General features: G+C 37.6%; 23 protein-coding genes. 11 read left to right on the top strand and 12 right to left on the bottom strand.

What is annotated here, in order from left to right; translation table 11 throughout:
* Positions 1-572 precede the first annotated feature (572 nt).
* The 3 genes from A994_RS10265 to A994_RS10255 form a co-directional block, all read right to left on the bottom strand.
* Complete coding sequence (locus tag A994_RS10265) at positions 573-1,310, bottom strand: ATP-binding cassette domain-containing protein (RefSeq protein WP_004031510.1); 738 nt, start codon at positions 1,308-1,310, stop codon at positions 573-575.
* Positions 1,300-2,004: an ABC transporter permease gene (locus A994_RS10260; protein WP_004031509.1), complete on the bottom strand. Its 705-nt coding sequence runs from the start codon at positions 2,002-2,004 to the stop codon at positions 1,300-1,302. Before A994_RS10260 ends, A994_RS10265 begins: the two co-directional genes overlap by 11 nt.
* A 258-nt stretch (positions 2,005-2,262) precedes the next feature.
* The gene (locus A994_RS10255; protein WP_004031508.1) at positions 2,263-2,781 is read right to left on the bottom strand and encodes a DUF308 domain-containing protein; all 519 of its coding nucleotides are present in this window, start codon (positions 2,779-2,781) and stop codon (positions 2,263-2,265) included.
* A 248-nt stretch (positions 2,782-3,029) separates the two neighbouring features.
* On the opposite strand from A994_RS10255, the gene A994_RS10250 reads away from it, so the two are divergent.
* Together A994_RS10250 and A994_RS10245 are read left to right on the top strand one after the other, a co-directional pair.
* Entirely contained in the window at positions 3,030-3,554 is a 525-nt protein-coding gene (locus tag A994_RS10250) for a DUF308 domain-containing protein (protein ID WP_004031507.1), read from the top strand.
* Positions 3,555-3,793: 239 nt separating this feature from the next.
* A complete protein-coding gene (locus A994_RS10245; protein WP_004031506.1) occupies positions 3,794-4,273 on the top strand; it encodes a DUF308 domain-containing protein in 480 nt (159 codons plus the stop codon).
* Between the two features lie 128 nt (positions 4,274-4,401).
* Here the strand turns inward: A994_RS10245 and A994_RS10240 are convergent, their stop codons facing one another.
* The 3 genes from A994_RS10240 to A994_RS10235 form a co-directional block, all read right to left on the bottom strand.
* The gene (locus tag A994_RS10240; RefSeq protein ID WP_004031504.1) at positions 4,402-5,253 is read right to left on the bottom strand and encodes a potassium channel family protein; all 852 of its coding nucleotides are present in this window, start codon (positions 5,251-5,253) and stop codon (positions 4,402-4,404) included.
* Between the two features lie 64 nt (positions 5,254-5,317).
* Positions 5,318-5,443 (bottom strand): hypothetical protein, encoded by a 126-nt coding sequence (locus A994_RS13630; protein WP_272942739.1) that lies wholly within the window; start codon positions 5,441-5,443, stop codon positions 5,318-5,320.
* Between the two features lie 159 nt (positions 5,444-5,602).
* Entirely contained in the window at positions 5,603-7,585 is a 1,983-nt protein-coding gene (locus A994_RS10235) for an FUSC family protein (RefSeq protein WP_004031503.1), read from the bottom strand.
* Between the two features lie 516 nt (positions 7,586-8,101).
* Here A994_RS10235 and A994_RS10230 point away from each other — a divergent pair.
* From A994_RS10230 to A994_RS10210, 5 genes are all read left to right on the top strand, one after another.
* A complete protein-coding gene (locus A994_RS10230) occupies positions 8,102-8,800 on the top strand; it encodes a hypothetical protein (RefSeq protein WP_004031502.1) in 699 nt (232 codons plus the stop codon).
* A gap of 379 nt (positions 8,801-9,179) precedes the next feature.
* Positions 9,180-10,712: an MFS transporter gene (locus A994_RS10225; RefSeq protein ID WP_004031501.1), complete on the top strand. Its 1,533-nt coding sequence runs from the start codon at positions 9,180-9,182 to the stop codon at positions 10,710-10,712.
* A 26-nt stretch (positions 10,713-10,738) separates the two neighbouring features.
* Positions 10,739-11,593 (top strand): metallophosphoesterase, encoded by an 855-nt coding sequence (locus A994_RS10220; RefSeq protein WP_004031500.1) that lies wholly within the window; start codon positions 10,739-10,741, stop codon positions 11,591-11,593.
* A 239-nt stretch (positions 11,594-11,832) separates the two neighbouring features.
* On the top strand, positions 11,833-13,953 hold the full coding sequence (locus A994_RS10215; protein ID WP_004031499.1) for a phage holin family protein: 2,121 nt from the start codon (positions 11,833-11,835) through the stop codon (positions 13,951-13,953).
* A 224-nt stretch (positions 13,954-14,177) separates the two neighbouring features.
* Positions 14,178-14,381 carry a YwbE family protein gene (locus tag A994_RS10210; protein WP_004031498.1) on the top strand — a complete coding sequence of 68 codons (204 nt, stop codon included), beginning with the start codon at positions 14,178-14,180 and terminating at the stop codon, positions 14,379-14,381.
* A 76-nt stretch (positions 14,382-14,457) separates the two neighbouring features.
* On the opposite strand, the gene A994_RS10205 is transcribed toward A994_RS10210, so the two are convergent.
* The 6 genes from A994_RS10205 to A994_RS10185 form a co-directional block, all read right to left on the bottom strand.
* Positions 14,458-14,727, bottom strand: coding sequence for a hypothetical protein (locus A994_RS10205; RefSeq protein ID WP_004031497.1), 270 nt, complete (start codon positions 14,725-14,727; stop codon positions 14,458-14,460).
* 199 nt (positions 14,728-14,926) lie between these two features.
* On the bottom strand, positions 14,927-15,862 hold the full coding sequence (locus A994_RS10200) for a transcription initiation factor IIB (RefSeq protein WP_048204215.1): 936 nt from the start codon (positions 15,860-15,862) through the stop codon (positions 14,927-14,929).
* Between the two features lie 56 nt (positions 15,863-15,918).
* Positions 15,919-16,194 (bottom strand): H/ACA ribonucleoprotein complex subunit GAR1, encoded by a 276-nt coding sequence (locus A994_RS13080; protein ID WP_004031495.1) that lies wholly within the window; start codon positions 16,192-16,194, stop codon positions 15,919-15,921.
* A gap of 124 nt (positions 16,195-16,318) precedes the next feature.
* Positions 16,319-17,389 carry a UPF0104 family protein gene (locus tag A994_RS10195; protein WP_004031494.1) on the bottom strand — a complete coding sequence of 357 codons (1,071 nt, stop codon included), beginning with the start codon at positions 17,387-17,389 and terminating at the stop codon, positions 16,319-16,321.
* 155 nt (positions 17,390-17,544) lie between these two features.
* Positions 17,545-18,222: an RraA family protein gene (locus A994_RS10190; protein ID WP_004031492.1), complete on the bottom strand. Its 678-nt coding sequence runs from the start codon at positions 18,220-18,222 to the stop codon at positions 17,545-17,547.
* Between the two features lie 4 nt (positions 18,223-18,226).
* A complete protein-coding gene (locus A994_RS10185; protein ID WP_004031491.1) occupies positions 18,227-18,517 on the bottom strand; it encodes a DUF211 domain-containing protein in 291 nt (96 codons plus the stop codon).
* A 321-nt stretch (positions 18,518-18,838) separates the two neighbouring features.
* Here A994_RS10185 and A994_RS10180 point away from each other — a divergent pair, with 321 nt between their 5' ends.
* The 4 genes from A994_RS10180 to xerA all read left to right on the top strand — a co-directional run bounded on the left by A994_RS10180 (position 18,839) and on the right by xerA (position 23,428).
* Positions 18,839-19,258: a toprim domain-containing protein gene (locus A994_RS10180; protein ID WP_004031490.1), complete on the top strand. Its 420-nt coding sequence runs from the start codon at positions 18,839-18,841 to the stop codon at positions 19,256-19,258.
* 86 nt (positions 19,259-19,344) lie between these two features.
* On the top strand, positions 19,345-20,508 hold the full coding sequence (gene dnaG / locus A994_RS10175) for a DNA primase DnaG (RefSeq protein WP_004031489.1): 1,164 nt from the start codon (positions 19,345-19,347) through the stop codon (positions 20,506-20,508).
* A gap of 242 nt (positions 20,509-20,750) precedes the next feature.
* Positions 20,751-22,262, top strand: a complete 1,512-nt coding sequence (locus tag A994_RS10170) for an ATP-binding protein (protein WP_004031487.1) — start codon at positions 20,751-20,753, stop codon at positions 22,260-22,262.
* Between the two features lie 167 nt (positions 22,263-22,429).
* Positions 22,430-23,428 (top strand): site-specific tyrosine recombinase/integron integrase, encoded by a 999-nt coding sequence (gene xerA, locus A994_RS10165; protein WP_004031483.1) that lies wholly within the window; start codon positions 22,430-22,432, stop codon positions 23,426-23,428.
* Positions 23,429-23,696 lie beyond the last annotated feature (268 nt).

Here is a 23,696-nt window from a genome sequence, read left to right as displayed (position 1 = left end):
ATGGATTGCCATGGATTGCCATGGATTGCCATGGATTGCCATGGATTGCCATGGATTGCCATGGATTGCCATGGATTGCCATGGATTGCCATGGATTGCCATGGATTGCCATGGATTGCCATGGATTGCCATGGATTGCCATGGATTGCCATGGATTGCCATCTTGGGCATTAATGGCATAGGGAAATGAAGTATGAATTAATATATGAAAAATAATGGATGTTAATTTAGGGAACACGAGAGAAAGGATCAAAAATAAAATTTAAGAATACTTAAGACTAGGGGCTTAAAAACTGGATAAGGGCAACGTTATATGTGTCCTTATTTGCATTTATGATCTCCTCTTTCATTCGTCTTCTTATATTCTGGTGTAGGTATTGTTAATCTTAAGTGTATGTTAGTGATCTTACTGAATAATGAAGTATCTTTGGAATTTAAGTGAAGGAAAAAATAAGTAAGGATCTTTTTTTTGAAGATCTTTTTTTGAAGGATCTAATTTTTGAAAACTGAAGACTTATTCTGTATATCTTGAAGATTTATCTAGTATTCTGAGATTTATCCCAATCAAATGTTTATTCAGACGAGGATAAATGTTTAAGTATTCCATATTTAAGTTCGTGGGTATTTTGAAAGAATTGGCCAAGTGATTTTTGGTCACTGGTCATAAGAAGGGTAACATTATCCATTTTTCTTAAAAGTTCCATGAAATTTTTAGTTTCCTCCCAATCCAGTTCTCCAGTTGGTTCATGAGCAAGTAAGAGGGCAGGATCGTTTACCAGAGAACGGGCCAGGGCAACTTTCTGTTCTTCTTCAATGGATAAATCACGGGGAAATCTGTTCCAATTTTCAATTTCTACTTTTTCTAACAACTCTTCTGCTTTACTCGGGTCTGATGATATCATTGGAAGCATTACATTTTCTAAAATAGAAAGGTAAGGTAGGAGATTTGATCGTCGAAAAATCAAACCGATCTCATTTTTAATAAGGGTGGAACGCTCTGATTCTCCTAGATCATTGGTTGAACTTCCTTTAACATATATTTTACCCTCACTGGGTTTTTTGATAAGGCCAGCAAGATATATTAAGGATGTTTTACCTGCTCCTGATGAGCCGGTTATTAGTGTGTGGGTGTGGGGATGAAGCTTAAAGGATAAATTGTTGAGGGCCACTTTTTCCACTCCGCCCTTCCTGTAAACCTTACTAACACCATTAAATATTAGAATATCCTCAATATTTAGGGGGTCTTCACTATTTGTGGGCTCTTCCACGTTTATGGAGTCTTCAGCGGGTATAGGTGTTTCAGTATTCACAGAGAAGAGCCTCCTCTACTTTAATTTGTGATGTGAACCAGGCAGGATACAGGCCTAGAACCAGGCTTAAGATGGTGGTGATGGCAATGGTTCCCACAAATAGCCAGAATGGAAGTAGTGTGGTGAAAAAATCTGGTTTTAAAAAGGCAGATATTAGCCAGATTCCTAAAGTACCAATTATCACTCCAATTATTGATCCTATTAGTCCTAGTAAACCGGATTCAAGAGTGCAACTAATAAAAATTTGTCTTTTTGTAAATCCCATGCACTTAAGGAGTCCTATTTCTCTTTTTCGTTCAGAGAGGTTGAATCCCATTGTATTCATAATACCCAAAACACCAATTAAAAGGGCAATACTGGCCAAACCATCTAAAATATAAACAAAATCAACTAAAATTGTCTCTAAACGACTTAATAACTGGTTTTCTGTGAAAGTACTTCCTAAAAATGAGTTTAAATAGTTAACTGCCGTGGTTACAGTGCTGGTTTCGTTTTCATTATCTGTCTGGTTGGATTGTTGTCCTAATATCTTTCCATTTGATGTTCCTGATTTTTCAATAACACTGCTTATTCCCAACCCAGAACTCACCAGGATGAGGAGTATTATAACTCCCAAGGATATTCTTAAAACGGTGGATAGATTTCTTAGCCTGTTTCGGCGTAAATTTTTCCAGGACAAGGCATATATTCCCATTTAACATCAGCTCTGTCTTTAGTGTAAATTATCAATAATAAGGGATATGAAAATATTTTATCATATTCTTTTTATAATGGGTTTTTTTAATCAAGACGATTTATTTTAAGAAGAATTCATTTTAATGGTCATAACTTATTATGGTCATGTTTATGATGGTCCTAACCTTATGATAAAATTCATGGAATATTATTGTTGCTACGTTATTTTTCTGGTAGTGATTGTATAAGTGGTGTGGGGGCTTGTTTTAGGATTTTTTTATTCAGTAGTATCTGCGCTGGCTTCTTCTTGAGGTTTAAATATCTCGAAGATTCCGCTGATTATCAGCCAGATACCAATTAACAATGCTAAATAGAAGGGATCCCAAGCGTATAATCCTAAAATCAAGTATATAATACCAATCAGGATTCCTAAAACACCTACTCCTTTGGCAGATCCTCCTTCTCCGGTGAATAGTGTAATCACACCGGATATGAATAGGAAGAAACCAGCTAAATAGAGTATGAAACTAGCTAAGAAGCTCAATGCAAGTATATTTCCTACTAATCCTATTCCTGCTATGATGGCAATAATTCCCAGGATTAAATAGGCAATACTAATTCCTTTACTGCTTTCCCACACTGAAAATGCTTGGACCAAAAACCAAATACCCAGAATGAGTACTCCCATTCCTGCCAGAACACTGAATGTGAAAACACTTATCAATGGAAACGCAATGACTATTAAACCTAATATTATCGCTAAAATTCCTAACAAAACATTTTTGCCTGCAGCCATATCTATCAACCTCCAAAAGGTTCCAAACAAGCCCCATACATTTCTAACATTTTATAACTAATGTTATAAGTTTTTTTCCCAGAATAGTTCATAAGACTAGATATAAACCCCATTGATGGACTCTACAAATGTAAACTTTAAATCTTAAACCCGACATAGTAATTATTAATCATTTCCTCAATGAAATGAATTGACAAAAAAATTTTTAGAATAAATGGGGACTTTTTACAGTATTGGGAGGTTGTATCATGAATGAAGGAAAAAACACATTACTTGGTATTTTAGCCATAATTCTGGGTCTTATAGTTATTATTTTCCCACTGGTCAGTGTGCTCACTTTCAGTGTTTTGATGGGCCTTGGAATAATCTTCTTAGGGATATGGTTTTTCGCACAGAGTTTTCATGTTTGGGAGAAGAACCTTGCAGCAGGCATAGCTGATCTATTGCTGGGAATTATTGCAGTTCTGTTTGGTATCGTATTTTTGGGAGATGTACGTGTCTTTGAATTTTTAACATTTTTAGCACTTTACATTGTAGGCCTTTTTTTGATAATTGCAGGTTTCATGGCACTATTTTCAGGAAAAGATTTAAAATCAAAAGGAATAGGAATTTTAGGGATAATATTTGGTATTTTATACTTTATAGTGGGCATATATGTTGCTAACCCTCTATTCCTAGCCATAATTCTAGGGGCTTTCTTAATATTAGCTGGTATAATGGAGATATTCGTCATACCCTCAGAAAAACCTGAAAAATCCAAAAAAACATCGTAAAATACAACAGGATAAAACTTTGAATTCGGAAATATATTTTATTATTTTTTTTATTTTTCTCCCGGTGTTGTTTCTCTTAATTTGAAATCGCACGGTTATCATTAGAACCAGTTTTTAGAGATTTTTAAGTACATTTTTTTTAATTGTTGTTCCTTTAAATAGCAATATTTTTATATATTCATAAATAAAATATTCATGGTTAAATACGGATTTAACTCAAAAATAAATGGAGGGGTTTGATGAAAAACGTTGTATTAGGTATTTTAGCAATAATTCTTGGTTTAATAGTTTTAGCGTTTCCACTAGCAGGTCTTGTGGCTGCAAGTGTGTTAACCGGATTCGTAGTGTTAATGATCGCTGTCTGGCTTTTAATTGTTGGTGGATCCCAGATGGAGGTCAGTAAATCTGCGGGAATCATGAATGTGATCCTGGGTATAATTGTCCTTATTGTGGGAATAGGGCTGATTTTCAATCCTGCAATATTCGCATTCTTAGCAGGATTCCTGTTATACCTGGCAGGTATATTCCTGATAATAGCTGGAATTATCTCTTTGCTATCACGTAATGACTTTAAAAACGCCACATGGGCAGGTATCCTTGGAATAATACTGGGTATACTGTACATAATTCTGGGAACATTAGCCTTTGACCCAATTTACTTAGGAGCTTTAATTGGTATCTGGCTGATACTAAGTGGTATATTTGCGTTACTTGAATAATTAGAGAAGCAAAAACCATAGAACAGAAGTTTAAACAGAAACTGTTTCTTAAACAGACTGTTTAGGATTTTAGGAAATATTTAATATTTCCTTTTTATCCTATTTTCTTTTATTTATTTTATCAATATTTACCTGTTTATTTTATTCAAAAGATCTTTAATCTCATTTATTTCAGATTTAATCTCATTTAAACTAGCTTCAATTTCTTTAACATTTTCTTCTTTTGCCATCTTCGATTCCATATCCTGAACTCTTTTATCAAGTTTCTTGGTAAAATCCACACTGGACTTGGCAAGTTTTTCACGGTCTTCACGCAGTTTATCCATTAAAGAAGAAGTAGTGGCTGCAGTTAACAGGCTGGAAATACCAATAGCGCTTATCATGGCAATTACTCCAATTAAACGTCCCCATTGGGTGATTGGAACCACATCTCCGTATCCGACAGTGGTTATGGTCTGGATAACGTACCATAAAGAGTCTTCGTAGGTGGTAACTTCAGGGTTAACTCCAGTTTCAAGTAAAAAGAATCCCACTGAACAGACTAAAAGTACAACTACAAAGAATGCAAATCCGTAAACCAACTTACTTTTTGAAACAAATTGGTCTACTGCTCTACCCACCTGGCGGGCGGCCATTATTAGTGTAAGTACTTTAATTAATGCCAATACTTTAATAATGATTGAAGATTCATTGATGCCTAGAATAACAATTCCTATGAAATATATGGGGATAATTGCTATGATTCCGTTCCAGTTCCTTTTCAAATACCCTGTTTTTGACTTGGTCCTTCTTTGCTGGATCCAGTATCCTAATAAAAGTAGTGCACTGGTTATCAAGTCAAAGTAAGCAATACTAACGTATGAATTTCCCCTTAGAGGCAAAAATACACTAGTAAAAAGAAGAAAACTGTCTAGGAATATAAATATCAGGAAAATTGTTTCCAGGACCAGTTCCAAATTATGATGCAGCTTACTATTCATGGTTTCACCCGATACTTACCATCAAATATTTTTTTCTATTACCCTTTTTATGAGCTACATTTTATTAATCAGTATCATACGGAACTACATTACTTCCCCTATGGATTACATTACTCTGTTCTATGATCTGAATATCTCCTATGGAAATTACTGCCCATGGAATTATATTATCAATAAATTCTTCCTTCAATGAATTCTTCCTTAAGTGGCAGTATGATCTTCCTGAAAGGATAGTGAATCTTTATTAAGTGATAGTAATTTTTTTTGAATGGTCAATTATTATAACAGTTTTAATAAGAGTTGATTAGTTTTATTCCAGGTCAATTAGTACTAATACTGGTCATTAAATTTAAGTCATATCGCGGTATCGTTCCAGTGCCCCAGTTTTATGCCCCAGTTCCACTCCTTCCTGCAGGAATTTAACATCATTGCGAACCCAGTCCAGATAACTTTCAAGGGTTGATGTTTCAGCAACATCAGAATCCCTGTAAGATTGATTGATATTTGCCCTGGGAAGCACCACATTTTTGTTGATAGAAAGAGCCAGTTCGTTCAAAGAATCAATTAACTGTTCTTTAAACCGGTAAATATCTGGTAAAGGCTTTGATTCAATTAATGTGGCAATACTAGAAATATCTGCTGCTAATTTTTTATTAACTGCACTTAGTTCATGATACAATGATACATCATCATCCACATCATTAAATGTATCATCAACCTTTTTAATAGCGGATTCAAGGTTTTTTTCTTCTAACATATATTTCCTGAAATACTTGACTGCATTTTCATGATCATACTCCCTATCTCCATCAGGGATAACTGCATTTGCATATTCACGGTTAGCATGGATGACCTTAGCAATCTGTCCCGGAAGGTCCACGGTCATCCTGCTGGGCAGGATGAGATATGCACATACGAATGCTATAATGGCACCAATGCTTATGTCAATTATACGGGCTACTGCATTTTCCCACACCGGTCCATTGGGCCATATCAGCACCACGAATATGGAAAGGAACATGACTGAAAGTCCCATATAACTGGGATAGAATGCTCTGAACAGGAAAAGCATAAGGAAAGCTAACCCGAATAATGCATAGTGGGGGAAGAGGAATCCAAGCAGTATGGCCAGGAGTATGGCAAATACATTAAAAGAAACCCTTAAAATTATGTTGTTAAGGGTACTGGTAACATCTGGTTTGATTATGATTAAAATACCCATGGTAACCCAGAGTGCGTCACGTCCATGGGTTAAATACACCACCAGGAGTCCCAGAGTAAGTGCCAGGGAGAACCTCAGAGCGTGACGTATGTACATGTTCTCCAGATTAAAATTAGCACTTAAAACTTCTTTAAGAGAACTTTGAGGTGAAGGTATCTTTAATTTTTCACTGGAATGATATTTTTCTATCAGCAGGGCATTGGCCTTCTGGAGTAAAGTTTTAATTTCTGTAGACACTTCCACCAGGGCTTTGTTATTTGGATCGCTGGAATTAACTGATTTTTGTATATTTTCAATTTCCTGATCTACTGATTCCAGTTGAACTGTACTGGGAGTACTGGTAATACTCCCTGCAATTTCCAGGCTGCTTTTATTAACTGCATCCATGAAACTCTTGAGCAATTCCTGAGATTGGCTGGATAAACGGGAAAACATCAATTTACTGTAACCCCTAAACCCGGTTAGGTAATTTCCAATTCTGAATAGTTCATAATCCTTCCTATCAAGGGGAATTCCAGATAATGCCTGGCGAACTGATAAAACCCGCTCAAGAGAGGTTTCTGGAACGAAAGGAGAAGCAATCATTTTGGAAATGTCTTTCTTTCTCCCCCATATTTTTGGTATGAAAAGGATTGATGCAACCAGATAAGCTAAAATTATGTAAAGTCCCCATTCCAGTGTGGAAGCACCCTTATTAACCAGAGCCACTGACAGGAAGTAGCCACAGAATATTATAAAACCAAAAAGGCCGAAAGTTTCACTGAAGATGTACATGGAAAGGCTCAAAAAAGCCCAGATAACTGTGAAAAATAGAAAAACAGGAAGACTAGAAAGGGCCAGAGAAGAACTTATAAAAGCTAAAAAAGTCATTATAAATCCAACCAGGGCCATGGGAATGATTTTCCGCAATGGTAGGGGTAGGTCTATGATTATGGTGGCGATGAGGGTAATGAACATGACTGCTTTTATTCCATCATCAAAACCCAGGGATTTAGCTATTAACGCAGCTAAAACCATTAAAATGATGGATTTAAATGCTTGACTCCACATTGGCTTGCCAGTGGGTTTGGATAATGTTTTTAATCTCCCTGCAAATCCCTTCTTTTCCACATACACACCTACCTGGTAAGTGAATCTTATTTTACTCTGAATTATAGTATATTATGAATTCTAATTTTTCTTCGGAGTTTGTTGGTTTATCCAAATTTATGTTTGAATTTTATTTCCAAATCTGTTTATTTTTATTTCCAAATCTGGATATAATTATGATCTATATATTAATTATTCCCAATTTATTTATATTGATCTTAACCTGATTTTTTTATAATTACTATTAAAACATTCTCTTAACAATTAGATTATGGATATATTCTGGTATTTAATGGAATAAATTCCTATAACTAGAAATTTCCTTTGTTAAATGGAGTTTATCCCTATATTGATTAAAATTAAAAAAAATAGAAAAAGTTAACATGACGGTTAAGACTCACTTAACATAAGGATACTATTTTTTAATAGAATTCCCCAGTTAACCCAGTTAATTATAAAACCCAGTGAACTCATTGATTATAAAAAAATGGAATCTAAATTTAAGTATCATAATTATAAACGTAGGGAGATTGACAGATGAGCTTTTTAAACCCAAATCCAGAAGATACAAGTCCTTTGCAGAAAAATTTGCTGAGAATAATGCGTATATTCCTGTTAGTTGCTGGTATTTATATCACCATTTTTGGAGGGGTAAATGGTGCAGAAAGGATATTTGGAATACTGATATTAGTGGCTCTGGTAATAATTAACAGCCCTAGAGTTTTCACTGGAAATAGAATACGAGCCATTCCCGTTGAAATAGAACTCTTACTCCTGGCAATGGTTTTGTTTGAACTGGTTGGTGGAGATGCACTGGGATTGTACGTTAAAATTCCTCATTATGATAATTTTATGCACTTCATGCTACCATTATACATTGCACTCATCGGTATGATGATTGTTTACACCATGTACTATTACGGTAGATTGAAAGCTTCTTTAGTTGAGATGGCAATTCTCATTGTTATTGTAACCATAGGACTAGGTGGAGTACTAGAAATGGGGGAATATACCTATGATAAATATTTATCACAGGGTCCAATAGGACAGATCACAGGAAACACTCAAATGCAGGGTTCACCAACTCAGGATCCACTGGATGACACCATGAACGACCTTTTCACTGACACTGCCGGTGGAATTGTTGGTGCTTTACTGGGAGTATTGCTCATTAAAAGAGCTGAAAAGAAAGGTGGACACTGGAAGATAGCCGATGAAATAGAGAACATGGTTTAATTGAAATTTAACTGAAAATATTTTTATTAACTAAAAAATCTATATTTTTTGTTTTTTGAATGATTTATTATCTTAAAAAAGTTTATAAATCCTGGTGAAGGATTTTAACAAATTTTATATATGGAGAAACTACCAAAATCCTTATCAGAAGATACTCCCGGAATAGTAATTGTAAGATACTAACTTGGAAGATTTTAGGAGAATAATCCTGGAAGAGTTATTGTAAGATACTAACTTGGAAGATTTTAGGAGAATAATCCTGGAAGAGTTATTGTAAGATACTAACTTGGAAGATTTTAGGAGAATAATCCTGGAAGAGTTATTGTAAGATACTAACCTGGAAAATTTTTTCAAATAAAATAAATACTGGAAGAAACTCATGGAAAAAACTAATAAAACATCCAGTGCTGGCTGGACAGTCCTGATACTGGTCTCATTATTCTCATTTATAATTGCCCTTGACTCTACATTTATGAATGTGGCCATCACCAACCTGGTGGTGGATCTAAACACTACGGTTAGTATAATTCAGATAATCATCTCAGTTTACGCTCTTACCATGGCATCACTAATGCTTCTTGGTGGTAAGATGCAGGATGTTTGGGGTAGAAAAAGGGCTTTTCTGGTAGGCGCAGCCATTTACGGTGTTGGAACGACAATAGCAGCTTTAAGCATTAATTCAGCAATGTTACTGTTGGGTTGGTCTATTCTGGAGGGTATAGGTGCAGCTTTAATGACCCCGGCCACAGCTTCTATAATAACTGGAACTTATCAAGGGAAAGACCGGGCTTTTGCCATAGGTATCTGGACCGCCATTGCAGGAATTGCTGCAGCCATCGGCCCGATCCTGGGTGGTTTTCTTACCACTTTTTACACATGGAGATGGGGATTTGCCCTGGAACTGATTATAGTGATATTGATACTGGCATTATCCCGAAAAATATCATATTTCCCACCTTCCATGAAAAAATCAGAAATAGATAAAATAGGCGTTATCTTATCATCTTCCGGGATTTTATTCCTGGTTTTAGGAGTTTTAATTCTTAATGGCATTGTATACTGGAAGTTAGCCCCGTTTATAATGGGTGTGGGTGTAGTCCTTTTGGTATTGTTTTATTTCAGGGAGAAAAAAATCATCAGTAGGAATGAAAAACCTTTAACTGATATACGATTATTCAAAAACAGAAATTTCACCCTGGGTAATCTGAGCCGCCTTATAATGCAGCTAGCCCTGGCTGGTGCTGTTTTTGTTATTCCAGTTTTCCTGCAAATAGTAACCGGTGCAAATGCATTCATTACTGGTTTAGCCCTGTTACCGTTAACAGTTGGACTTTTAATATTCTCGATAGCTTCCTCCAGATTATCAACTCGAATTGCTCCCCAATACCTGATTTCAATTGGATTTTTAGTAGCCATGGCTGGAAGTATTCTGTTGCGATTCAAGTTCAATTTAGACACTCAAATCACTGATTTGATCCCTGGAACCACCTTGTTAGGTGTGGGGTTAGGCTTAGCCCTACCAGTTACCGGTAATCTAGTATTATCCTCGGCCGGTCAGGACAAACAGTCAGATGCATCTGGTATTATTTCCACAGGTGCAAACTTAGGTTCTTCTATTGGAACTGCTCTTATAGGAGTTGTATTTTTACTGGGAACATTCAGTGGGCTGGCTGTTGCCGTTCAGGAGAATTATCCTGGAGTGACCACAGAAGAAATCCACCAGAACCTGGTAGGGTGGGTAGATAAAATGCAAACTACAGATTTGAAGGGTTTAAATCCAACGTCCACCACATTTAAAATTGTCAATTCCACACTTGCCAATGCAATGAAAACAGCTTTCGACACAGTATCACTTATTTTCTTTATAGGATTTTTAACATCCCTATTTATCCGTCCTTCAAAACAAAAATAGTATATAATTAACAAAAAGGTATAAACATGGAAGAAAAAGATCCCAATGCCCTGAAATACAGGCAGAAGTTACAGAGGGGAATGACATACTGGCGTCATAAAATAGGCAACCCAGAATTTGACCACAAAGACTTCCAGATAGAACAGGTGGAAGTTACAATACCCAACCTTGATCCTGCTTTTCACAATTATCGGCTGTTAAATCTTTCGGATATACATCTTGGCCAGTGGATCACACCAGAACACCTTGAAGGTGTGATAAATATGGTAAATAATGAAAAACCAGATTCTGTAACTATAACTGGTGATTTCGTTTCTTACATACTGGATGATGTGGCCGAGGACCTTGAAAACTCATTAAAAAAGTTAAAACCTAAAGAATTCTCATTTGCAGTTCTAGGGAACCATGATCACTGGCTGAACGCTGGAAGAATACGGGAAATATTGCGACGGTGTGATATAATTGATGTCAGCAATGATCTCCATACTATCTATCATGATGAATCTCCTCTGCACATAGCTGGAGTGGATAGTGTGATGTTAGGAAAACAGCGTCTTGATCTGGTGATGGAAAAACTCCCAGAAGAAGGACCAGCCATACTCCTGGCCCATGAACCTGACTTTGCAGACATAAGCTCCACCACCGGACGTTTCAGCCTGCAAATATCTGGACACTCCCATGGGGGACAATTCCTCATACCCGGGCTGGGCACATTCATCCGTGGCCCCCATTTCTTTAAATATCCTGCTGGTAAATATATGGTGGGGGATATGGTTCAGTACACCAGCAGGGGCCTGGGGACCAATGTATTCTGGTTGAGGATCAACTGTGCCCCTGAAATAACAGTATTCACGTTGAAATGTCCAGAAGATGTATTGTAATCAGAAATCAGAAGATATCTGTAATCAGAAATCATTCCAGTTAAGGTTAGGGGAATATATTTTTAAATTTGTGATGAAAAGGGGTTGAATGAAAAATTGTGATAAAAATTGTGATATTTATACACAAATCTGTAATGGAAAATATTCCTATAAATTTTATTTGAAAATTTTGTTGGTGAAATGTTAAGTTATGTCTTGAGGATCAGTCTGGGGAGAAGTTAACATGGGGGATCAGTCCAGTGGAAGATAAAGAAAAACAATCAATCGATTGGTATGATCAGATTCAAGGCCATTCCAGGTTCTACTGGTTAGGCAGAACCCTGGTTATGTGGCTAGGTGGATTTCTGGGATTCATGTTCATTGATTATTTATCTATTGGCTTGTATTTTGATGATTGGGTTACGGCATTTATCGCTGCAGGAGTAGTGGGAATTTTAAATGCCCTGTTCTGGCCATTATTGGCACGGATATTACTACCATTTATGGTATTCACGGTGGGCATAGGTGCATTGCTGTTAAATGCATTCCTAATATGGCTGGCCAGTGAATTAATAACTGGATTCACCATCCAGGGACCTGCCCTAATACTGGCCCCTATTGCCATGGCTGCAGTAACCGCGGTCCTATCTGCAATTTTAACCATTGATGATGATGCCACTTATTACCGGAATGTTATCCGAAAGATAAAAAAGGGAAAAATCAAATTCAATGAAAAACCTGGAGTTATCTTCTTGGAAATAGATGGACTGGCCTTCCCTATATTAAAGGAAGCCATTAAAAATGGGACCATGCCCACTCTTAAAAAGTGGTTAGAAGATGACTCCCATGAAGTGATACCATGGGAAACAGACCTTTCGAGTCAAACAGGGGCCAGCCAGGCCGGAATCCTCCACGGAAATAATCAGGATATTCCCGCTTTCAGGTGGGTGGAAAAAGATAAAAACAATAAGATCATGGTTTCAACAGGATTATCTGACGCCCCAGTTATTGAAAAAAGAATCTCTGATGGAAACGGACTTTTAGCCTGCCACGGGGCCAGCAGAACAAACCTGTTCTCTGGAGATGCAGTTGATGTTATTTTCACTTACAGCCAGCTGAAAAACCTGGGAAGATTCTATACCCGTGCATGGTATTATGTTTACTCTTATCCATCAAATTTCGCCCGCATAGTCGCCCTGTTTCTATGGGATGTTATACTGGACTTTGCCTCCCAGCTGGTTCACTGGATTAAAAATATCCAACCCCGTATAAAGAGAGGTCTTATTTATCCCTTTGTAAGAGCAGGAGCCAATGTATTCCTACGCGAAGTAACCACAGCTGTGGTCATTGGGGACATGCTTGAGGGTAAAGTTGATGTTGCATATGTAACTTACCTGGGATATGATGAAATAGCCCATCACTCTGGAACCCGGGATTGGGATGCTTTTTATGCTCTTAAAAAACTGGACATGCAGTTTCATCGGTTGGATAACGCCCGAAAATACGCACCACGCCCCTACCACCTGGTGGTTCAATCTGATCATGGTCAAACCAATGGAGCCACTTTCCTGCAAAGGTATGGTCAGAGTCTGGAGGATCTGGTCCGGGATTTAATGCCCCCAGAAACCCTGATCTACAGTGAACTTTCCTCCAATGAAGACCACTTTGGCCAGGCTTTCCAGAGCCCCATAGAAGATAGTAAACGTTATATAATGGATCGAAGCGACCATGTGGTGGATGAAAGCAGATATCTGTTTGATACAGCAGTAAAAAAGGTTGATGAAGCTCCAGTAATTAAGGGAAAAGTTCTGGATTACCTGCAACGTCACGATATTGGGGAAATTCATCCCAAAAAGAAGATATCTTCTGAGAATGCTCAGGTTATTGTACTGGCATCAGGAAATCTGGGATTAATCTACTTAACCGAACATTTGGAAAGGTTAACTTTTGAACAGATAAAGGCTACCTACCCTGATCTGATTCCGGGCCTGGTTCAACACCAAGGTGTGGGATTTGTAATGGTCAATTCAAAGGAACAAGGACCAATGGCAGTGGGGAAGGATGGAATTCATTATCTTAAAGATGGAACCATTGAAGGGGAAGATCCATTAACCCCATTTGGACCAAGAGCCTTTAAACATCTTTTGCGCACTGATGGTTTCAGGTATGCTCCGGATATCCTGGTTAACAGTTTTTATGATCCTGAATCTAATGAAGTTGCAGCTTTTGAGGAATTAGTGGGTAGTCACGGTGGGTTAGGGGGTGAACAAACCCAACCTTTCATTCTATACCCCTCACAGTGGGATATGGGTTCTGAAGAGATAGTAGGGGCAGAAAATTTACATAAAGTCCTCAAAAAACACTTGAAACACCTGCAATAATTCCAAATATTAATGGCCCTGATTTAAAAGAAAATTCAGTACTTAAAAAAATCAGTATTTAAATATTTTTATTTCACATGTTAATTAAAATAGGATACAATTGGTTATATGATTGGCTTTAGAAGGATTAGGTTATGAATTAGGTTATAAACTATTAGTTCATGATTAATTAAGCTATGACACTTAAATTATGATAGTTTATCACAATATTTAGAGATGTAAATATGAGTCAAAAGAACGGTAAAAACAGGAAAGATATTAAAGTAGGATCTGAAGTTTACATTGTACTTAAAAAGGATCAACGCAGTGGAAAAAGAACAAAAGGGATAGTTAAAGATTTATTAACTCGTTCTTCCACTCATCCTCATGGAATCAAGGTTAGGCTTGAAGACGGAAGAGTAGGAAGGGTTCAAGAAATAATTAGTTAGAATTAATTAAGAAATTAGAATTAATTAAGAATATTAAATCAGAAAGAATAATTTAAAAAAGTATGGTAGTAGGAAGTTATTCTTCCTGTTTAACTGGGATTTTCCAGAGGTAACCTACTTTTTTACCGTTTAACTGTTTATTTTTACCTTTCTTTTTGGTTAACTGGGCTTCACTACCTTCCCATGATTCAACGTTTTCATCAAGGTATTTGGCAATTTCTTCACTGTATTTTTTGGTTCCAATGGTGTAAGCATCGCTTTTATTACGGATGTAACTAATTCCGTCACCTTTTTCTTCCATTACCTTTGATATTTCCATTATTTTTTTATAAAAGTCTACTGACATAATAGGTCTCCTTTTTTCATTTGATTAAAAATTGTTCATGAATCTGTTGGTGTTTTATTCATTTTGCAGTTTAGTTTATATAATGGTATAGGTTAATTTTGAAAATAAAAATTTTGTGAAAATAGAGGAGAATAGAAATATTTGTATTAATCTCGGTCTTTCTCTATTTCACGTTAACAAATTAGGGAGTGTTACACTATTAGAGTGTTACACCCATATCTAACTGTTCTGTGAGTTCTTTGTACCGGTTACGGATGGTAACTTCTGTAACTCCAGCTATATCAGCCACATCACGCTGAGTTTTTCTCTCACCGAGTAAAACTGATGCAATGTATAATGCAGCGGCAGCAACTCCTGTAGGTCCTCTTCCAGAGGTTAAACCTTTTTCCATGGCCTTTTCAATGATTTCTATGGCTTTGGACTGAACTTCTCCTGAGAGGTTGAGTTCACTGGCAAAACGGGGTACGTAATCTACTGGACTGGTGGGTGGTAGTTTAATGTTCAGTTCCCTGGTCAGGAAACGGTAGGTTCTACCCACTTCTTTTTTACTCACCCGGGATACTTCTGCAATTTCATCCAGGGTTCGTGGAACATTGCAACGTCTGCATGCTGCGTAAAGTGATGCCGCCACCACTCCTTCGATACTTCTTCCCCTGATGAGTTTGTTCTCCACAGCGTTACGGTATACTACTGATGCAGCTTCCCTCACACTTCTGGGAAGTCCCAATCGGGATGAATCACGGTCCAGTTCACTTAATGCAAATGCCAGGTTACGTTCAGTTGCACCGGAAATCCTGATTTTCCTCTGCCATTTCCTGAGCCTATACCACTGGGCCCGGTTCCTGGCTGGAATGTCCCGACCGTAGATATCCTTGTTTCTCCAGTCGATCATGGTGGAAAGACCCTTGTCGTGTATGGTGTAAGTGATAGGTGCACCTACCCTGGTCCTCTTATCACGCTGTTCATGGTCGAAGGCCCTCCACTCTGGACCCATATCCACCAGGTTGTCGTCGATAACCAGACCACATGCCCCACAAACGATTTCTCCACGTTCATGATCATTTATAAGTTTCTCAGATCCGCATTCTGGACATTTAGTCTCGATCTTTTCAATCTCAGACATATCCTGCTTCATCTGTTCTTTCCCTGAAACTTCTACCTTTTCTTTGACAGTTTCAGGAACTTTTTCAACTACTTCTTGCTTCGTTTCCGTCGCCCCCATTTCTTCTTGGCTTGTTTAGGCACATAAAGTGTATCTCCAACTCTGTTTTCAAAATTTTTAGAAATTGATGCAAGGATCTTCACTGAGATATAGGGATCCTTGGTGGGTCCGAAGACATCGTGAATAAATCCTATTTTCTCCTTACGGGAGTTAAAAACAGACAATCCTAGAGCGGGTGTTTGGTTCGATCGGAGTATAACTCGCTCTCTGTTTGACAAATGTAGTATGCTTCCAAGTTTCTTCATGCACTAAACCGAAAATCTTATATACCCTTATTCTTCAGAACATCCTATATAAATCTTTCGATAGCTTTATAAAAATTTATAAAAAAGATCACTAAAAGTATCCTACTTTTCACTAATCTATGCTCTAAGAATCAGTTGATGGTAAGTTAACACTTCTATTTTTAACCTTACGTCCATAGTAGAGTGCTGCAAGAGCACCCAGTATGGTGGGAATAATATAACTGGCTAAACGATCTATTAAGCTGGCTGCCAGCACAACGTCTGCTGAAACACCAACCACTGCAAAAAGCCCGATTAAAGTAGCTTCCCGTATTCCCCAGGCACCCGGGAGTAAGGGTAAGAGGCTGATCAAGATTCCAATGGTGTATATTATCACCAGGGCCAATACTGGAGGGTATACTCCTAACGCTCCGAAACACACGTACATTCTCAGCATATCCAAACCCCACATGACAAAGGATAGAATGAAAGCTATGAAGAACACATTTCGATCCTGTAATGCGGTAACAAAACCAGTAGAAAATCGGTTAATGTAAAATATTATTTTTTCTCTAATTTCATTAAATGAAACGTCTTTTTTACTTAAACGAAGCGCAGTTGGGTAAATGGATTTAGCAAGGGATATGATAATTCTTTGAGTGATTTCTTTCCTGAAACCGGCATAGATGAGTATCCCGAATATTATTATGGACACGATAATCATGGCGATGACGAATATTCGAGTTAATGGAGGTATGTCCCAGCTGAGCAAGAACAGAGCAGCGATAATGGATATTAAAACGAAAGGAAGAAATTCAAATACCCTGTCTGCGGTGGAGGTTGCAAATCCAATTTCAAATGGCACTCCTTCTACTTCCCTTAGAAGATAAGCCCGTAATGGTTCTCCTCCTGCAGCACTGGGAGTGACGTTGTTACCAAACAAACTGGCCAGGAGCATCATTAAAAGGGTGGTGAATTTAGGTGAAGTGTCCACCACATCCAGAATAAGCTTCCACCTCCAAGCCCATACCAAAATAATACCTGCTTCCAGAACAAAGTTTAGGGCAATCCAATCCCATTTAGCCTTTTCAAGGGTTGTAATGACATCATTGAAACCTATGAGAAATGTCATGGCGAATATCAAAAAAGCAGCTACTGCAAAGGTAGCAATGATCTTCCATTTATGTTTCAGAATGATTTCATAAGTATCCTGCATTAAACACCCTCTATAAAAATTAATCGATCCTTAAATCTGATATAATCAAACAATTTGCTTTTGAATTTAATCACCACTTTAAATCAAATTAAGCAAATGATTAATTAATCAGACAAGGTCAAATCTAAAAATTTCACAAGTTTAATTCGTAACAATCAAATACCTAAAATATCGGATAAAGAGTTTCCGTCTTCAATTTGATGGAGTATTTCATCTTCATTCGTTTTAATTTTAAGTGCTTTTGAAATTACCTTCTGTAAAATTTCTTCAGCTATCACTACTACTCCACCATCATCTCCGAAGATCCAGTCTCCGTTGTTAACTTTAACTCCTCCACATTCTGTGGGGATGCGAATTTCTCCTTCAGCACGGGGTTTTCCAGCATGGGGAACAATAGAACGTGAAAAAACAGGGTAATCTAGTTGTTTCACTGCTTCTACATCGCGCATGGCGCCGTAGATCACTGTGGATTGAACTCCTTTTTCCTGAGCGTACTTACTGAATAATTCGCCCCAAACCCCAATTTCATCCCCATCACAACATATGAAAATTATTTCCCCTTCCTCAGCAGTTTCAACAGCTTTTAATGAGGTTCCCCAATCATCCTGTTGTGTTTTAACAGTAACAACCTTACCACTTATTTTCAGATCGTCCTTGATTGGTTTAACACCCGGAATAACTCCATATTCGCCGGTTAAATTTTTCAGGGCATCTGAAATGTTGGAGGTGCTGATACCCAAATCTTTCAGATTAAAATCCATATTTTTTTCCATCTTATGGGATGAAAAATCTCTCAGCAATGATTCAGCAGAAATTTCCATTTTTCTGACCATTAAATCAGTCCTGAGGTGTTGTTACTTCTTCAACCATAGTTCTTCCAGCTACAACTTCGTCTACACTGTGTATGGAACCACCGTACTGTTCAATGGCTTTACTTATTTCATCAAAGTCCAGGTCGTTGCCCTGCATAGTGACTTTAATGTTTTCTGTTTCCTTGTCAATTTCCATGAGAGTAACATTAACCCCTTCCACGCCACTTACTTCGCTTAAAAATTTAGCAAAATGGGGTAAAGTTGGTTCATGTGGTTTTAATATGTCTAAAACTATTCTAATGAGACCTTTTGCCAATTTAGGCCCTCCAGTTATTTGTAGTACAATTTTTTATTTTAAATTTCATGTGTAACTCCATGTATAAATTCTTTATTGGGAATATTATAAAACTTTATGCACATAAACACTCTAAAATTAACATGACATATCTAAAATTACTATAATGATTTAAAAAAACCTGAAATCAGTAAAAAAGTTACTGTTAATTATATTAAGCCATATAATAGTGCTTAAACAATTTTAGTGGGAAAGAAGTATTGTTGATTACTCTAATTTTATATAGGAGATGGGTTATATTATTCTGTAGATACTTATTAGCACCATCAAAAGGGCTTTAACATGAGTTTTATAAAGTTGTCCAGTTTAATTGAAGAGCTTAAAATCTGTGGGGAACAGGGAATTCCAGTTCTGATTGAAGGTCAAAAGGATGAAAAGGCCTTGAGAGAACTAGGGGTAAATGGTAATTTCATAAAAGTTTCCGGTTCGGGTCTTAAACTCTTTGAAATAGCGGAGATAGCAGCTCAATCATCATCAAGAGTAGTTATATTAACTGACTTTGATCGAAAAGGCAATCAACTTGCCAAAAGATTATCAGAGGATATTCAAAGCCTCGGTTCCCATCCAGACCTCCGATTCAGGAACACTCTGATGGGAATTACCCGTCGTTTTATTAAGGATATCGAGAGCCTCCCTCGGCACCTGGAACAGCTGGAACTTGAAGAAAACCCATCTGGTGGGCAATGGTATTACTATCATTAGTAGTATTATCCAGATACTGATACTTCAGGCTGCATGATTAAGCCTCATTTTATCAGCAGTATCTATACATTGATGGAGGCCCAAAAATGGGAACTAAAGAAGAAATCAGTACAACTAAATATCTTATTCATGCTCAAATAAATGCTAACGGAATTGTGGAAAAACCGGATGTGGTGGGTGCTATATTCGGACAAACTGAAGGACTGTTAAGTAATGATTTAGATTTAAGGGAACTACAAAAAACTGGTAGGATTGGTCGGATTAAAGTAAATATAAACTCCAAAGCAGGCAGATCCAAAGGAGAAATAGTGATCCCATCCAGTCTAGATCGTGTGGAAACCGCCATCCTGGCTGCATCCCTAGAAACCATAAACAGAGTTGGACCCTGCGAAGCCTACATACAGGTCAACAAAGTGGAAGATGTCCGGGCTGTTAAAAGAAGGAAAGTAGTGGACCGTGCCAAAGAACTATACAAGGGAATGATGGAAGAAGTCACCCCTGAAAGCCTCAAAATGATTGAAGAGGTTAAAGAGGCCATGCGCATCCATGAAATCACTGACTTTGGCCATGACAAACTCCCAGCAGGTCCCAATGTAGCATCCTCCGATGCAATTCTGGTGGTAGAAGGACGTGCCGATGTTTTAAACCTGCTCCGATACGGTGTAAAAAATGCCATAGCAGTGGAAGGAGTAAGCGTACCCAAAACAGTGGCAGAACTCACCAAGAAAAAAACAGTAACCGCCTTTTTAGATGGTGACCGTGGTGGCGACCTTATTCTCAAGGAGCTGCTCCAGGTAGGGGAACTTGATTACGTGACCCGTGCTCCACGGGGTAAAGAAGTGGAAGACCTCACCAAAGATGAAGTTATGGTAGCTTTAAGGGATAAAATACCAGTGGAACAGATTTACCATGACTTGGGAATAAAACTGGATAAACCAGAAAAAAAACAGGTAGACAAAACCCCGGATAAAGTTAAATTACTCAAGGGAATACTCAAAGATGTGGAAGGCTCAGGCAATGCTGAGATCCTGGATGATGCTTTGAACATCCTCAAAGAAGTTAAAGTGGAATCCTTATACGATGAGATAAAATCTTTGCAAAATGAGGGTGCCTATGCTGTGGTATTTGATGGAGTGGTGAGTCAGAGACTCATTGATGTTGCCAAAGAAAAAGGTTTAAAGCAGGTTGTAGCAGTACGCATGAGTGAAGTTGTAAAAAAACCCAGCCCACTTAAAATCATCACCCGCTAAACCCATTACCAGATAAACTAATAAAATTTACAGTAATGGGTAATAATGAGTATCAACTTACGAAACTACCCTCTTAAAGATAGCTAATCGGACAAATCAACCGGTTGCTATCAAACATTTATTTTCATTCAAATCGTTTATTTTAGTTATCATAAATTCAATTATTATAAATAATTCATTTATTTTAAATTCAGTTAGACTTCACTTGAACCCAATGGATTAAAAAAATTTGAGGGGAGATCATGTACATAAACATGAAAAAAGAATTTTTAAGAGATATCGAGAGCACAGCAGATATTCAAATACCTCAAGATCCCATGGAAAGAGTAATTGGTCATGATGAAATTATAAAATTTGTTAAAATAGCTGCTAAACAACGTAGAAATCTCCTCCTGGTGGGTCCACCAGGTATAGGAAAATCTCTCATTGCTCAGGCTATCTCAGTTCACCTGGCCGAACCACAAGAAGAAATAACAGTTGTTCACAATCCTGAAAGGCCAGAAAGGCCTTTCGTAGAAATTAAAACCCGGAAAGAAAGAGAAAGTGAGATAAAGGATTTACAAAGAGCAGAAGGGGATCTGGTCTCTCCTCAAGAAGTTCCAGAACTGGTAGCAGAACGTCTAGGATTCCGTTGCCCTAACTGTGAAAGTTACACCAACGCCTATCAAAGTATATGCCCCCAATGTGGAGCAGACAAATATTCTCATATTAACGCCCGCAGAAAAAATTTAGGCGATCTTTTAGGAATGTTTGAGGTGAACAACGGACCGGTAAACATTCCCCAAGAGAGGGTTACCACCACCCGTATGAATCAGGGTAGGGAAGAAGTGGTGATTTATGAACGTGCCGATGGAGATAAAATCAAGATACTGGATCAGCACGCCCTTGAAAAAAGAAGGGAAATGGTTGAAGAAAAACCCAAAAACATCATTGTCCCCTTAGATCGTAAGAGTTTCATACAGGCTACCGGTGCCAGTGAAACAGAGTTACTGGGTGATGTACGTCATGATCCATATGGAGGACACCCTGATCTAGGAACACAACCATATGAGCGAGTTGTTCCGGGTGCGGTTCATGAAGCACATGAAGGGGTGCTTTTCATTGATGAAATCGTTCATTTAGCTCCCCTGCAGCGTTATATCTTAAGTGCCATGCAGGACAAGGTCTTTCCCATTGTGGGCAGAAATCCCCAGAGTGCAGGAAGCTCGGTGAAGGTAGCAGATGTTCCCTGTGACTTCATATTTGTAGCTGCCTGTAATATTCGGGATATTCAATACATATTACCCCCATTGCGTTCCCGTATCCAGGGAGAAGGATATGAAATATTGATGCGCACTACCATGCCGGATACTGATGAGAACCAGGCAAAAATAGCTCAGTTTGTGGCTCAGGAAATTGAAATGGACGGGAAGATACCCCATGCCACCAAAAGTGCCGTTGAAATAATTGTGGAAGAGGCTAAAAAAAGAGCCAGTATCATTGATGACCAGAAAAATGCATTAACTTTAAGACTTAGAGATCTGGGTGGTCTGGTACGAATGGCGGGAGATATGGCAGTTATGGATGGAAGTACTTTAATTGAGGATAAACACATAAACTTTGCAGTTAAAAATGCCATATCAATCGAAGACCAGATTCTGGAACGTTATCAATCCTTTGAACAGGCAATGAATAATGATCTTTCCAGTTCCCAGAAGATGCATTCGGTTAGAAAAGGTGTCCCCAACGACCATGTGGACCGTAGCTACCTTTAAGAACCCATTATTCTATGGGTTTATTTTTTTGTTTTTATTATGAAATTTATACTACTAATCCAATACTAAGTTCTAAAATGAAAAGATTTAATTATTCTAAGGGCAATAGTGTTATAAAAATAGCCCGGATTTTAGTTTAAGCAATAACAAAATTCATTATTGATACTATGAACCATTATTCCAACGGAAACTGGAAATCATCCCAGGGGGATCCCACTGAAATCAAAAGATTCGTGGGAAATGCTTCTGATTACCCTCAGGAAAAAAACTTTTTGGAAGCCTTTGACATTCCTGAAATGATAGAAGACTATCTATTCGAACTGGAAATACGTAACTACTCCCGTAACACAATTAAAACATATAGATCAATAATAAACAATTTCCACAAGTTCTTAATGGATGAAAAAGAATTATATGATGAAAGACAGGTTTTAAGGGGCTTCAAACGTTACATACGTTACCTGAAGCGTGAAAAAAACGTCTCCCAGAATTACATTTACCTGGTCACTGTAGTGGTCAAAAAATTCTTTGAGTTTGGTGGAATACACCTCCTGGAAGAAGTTAAAACTCCAAAAAGAACCAAATCTCTTCCTAAATCTCTTAATGAAGAGGAGGTTAAAAGTCTTATCAACGCTTTAGATACTCAAGATCCAGTGGACTCCTCTTCAACCACATCTGAATCATTAAAGCTGAGAAACAAGTTAATACTGGCTTTATTATATTCTTCGGGATTAAGGGTATCGGAACTGGTCACACTTCAAATTAACCATGTGGACCTGGAAGAGCGAACCCTCAGGATCAGGGGAAAAGGAGAAAAAGACCGAATTGTCCTGTTTGACGATACCACCAAAGTGATGATTGAGGATTTCCTGGAGAAAAGAACCAGTGACAGTGAGTATCTTTTCGTGAATCGCTCTGGTAACCACTTAACACCTAGATATGTGCAGATGATGATCAAGGATTATGCACGGGTGGCAGGCATTAAAAAGAAGGTAACTCCGCATATATTGCGACACTCATTTGCCACTCACCTGCTCAAAAATGGTGTGGATATTCGAGCTATTCAACAGCTTTTAGGCCACTCTAACTTATCTACAACCCAAATTTATACCAGTGTGGATATGGAAACTCTTAAAAACGTTTATGACCGTGCTAAACTCCATTAATTGTTTATATGGGGTCCTGTAACTATTTACATTCTTTATTTTTTATTATTTCTTTAATGTTTTATCATAACTTTGTTAAAATCCCATTATTTACATCCCTTAGTCTGGTAAAATGGTGGCATGGTCTTATTCTTCCAATGTTATTTATTAACTTTGAATACTATTTTAATACTATTGTAATTAATTAGATATCATTTTGAGTGGAATAAAACGAATAAGTCATTGTGTTTTTAAATCATGTTTATTTCTATTTTTTCAAATTATTCTC

Origin of the sequence: Methanobacterium formicicum DSM 3637 (assembly GCF_000302455.1) — an archaeon.
Classification (GTDB): domain Archaea; phylum Methanobacteriota; class Methanobacteria; order Methanobacteriales; family Methanobacteriaceae; genus Methanobacterium; species Methanobacterium formicicum_A.
The sequence above is the reverse complement of the archived record's forward strand: the minus strand, read 5'-3'. Positions and strand labels throughout refer to the sequence as shown.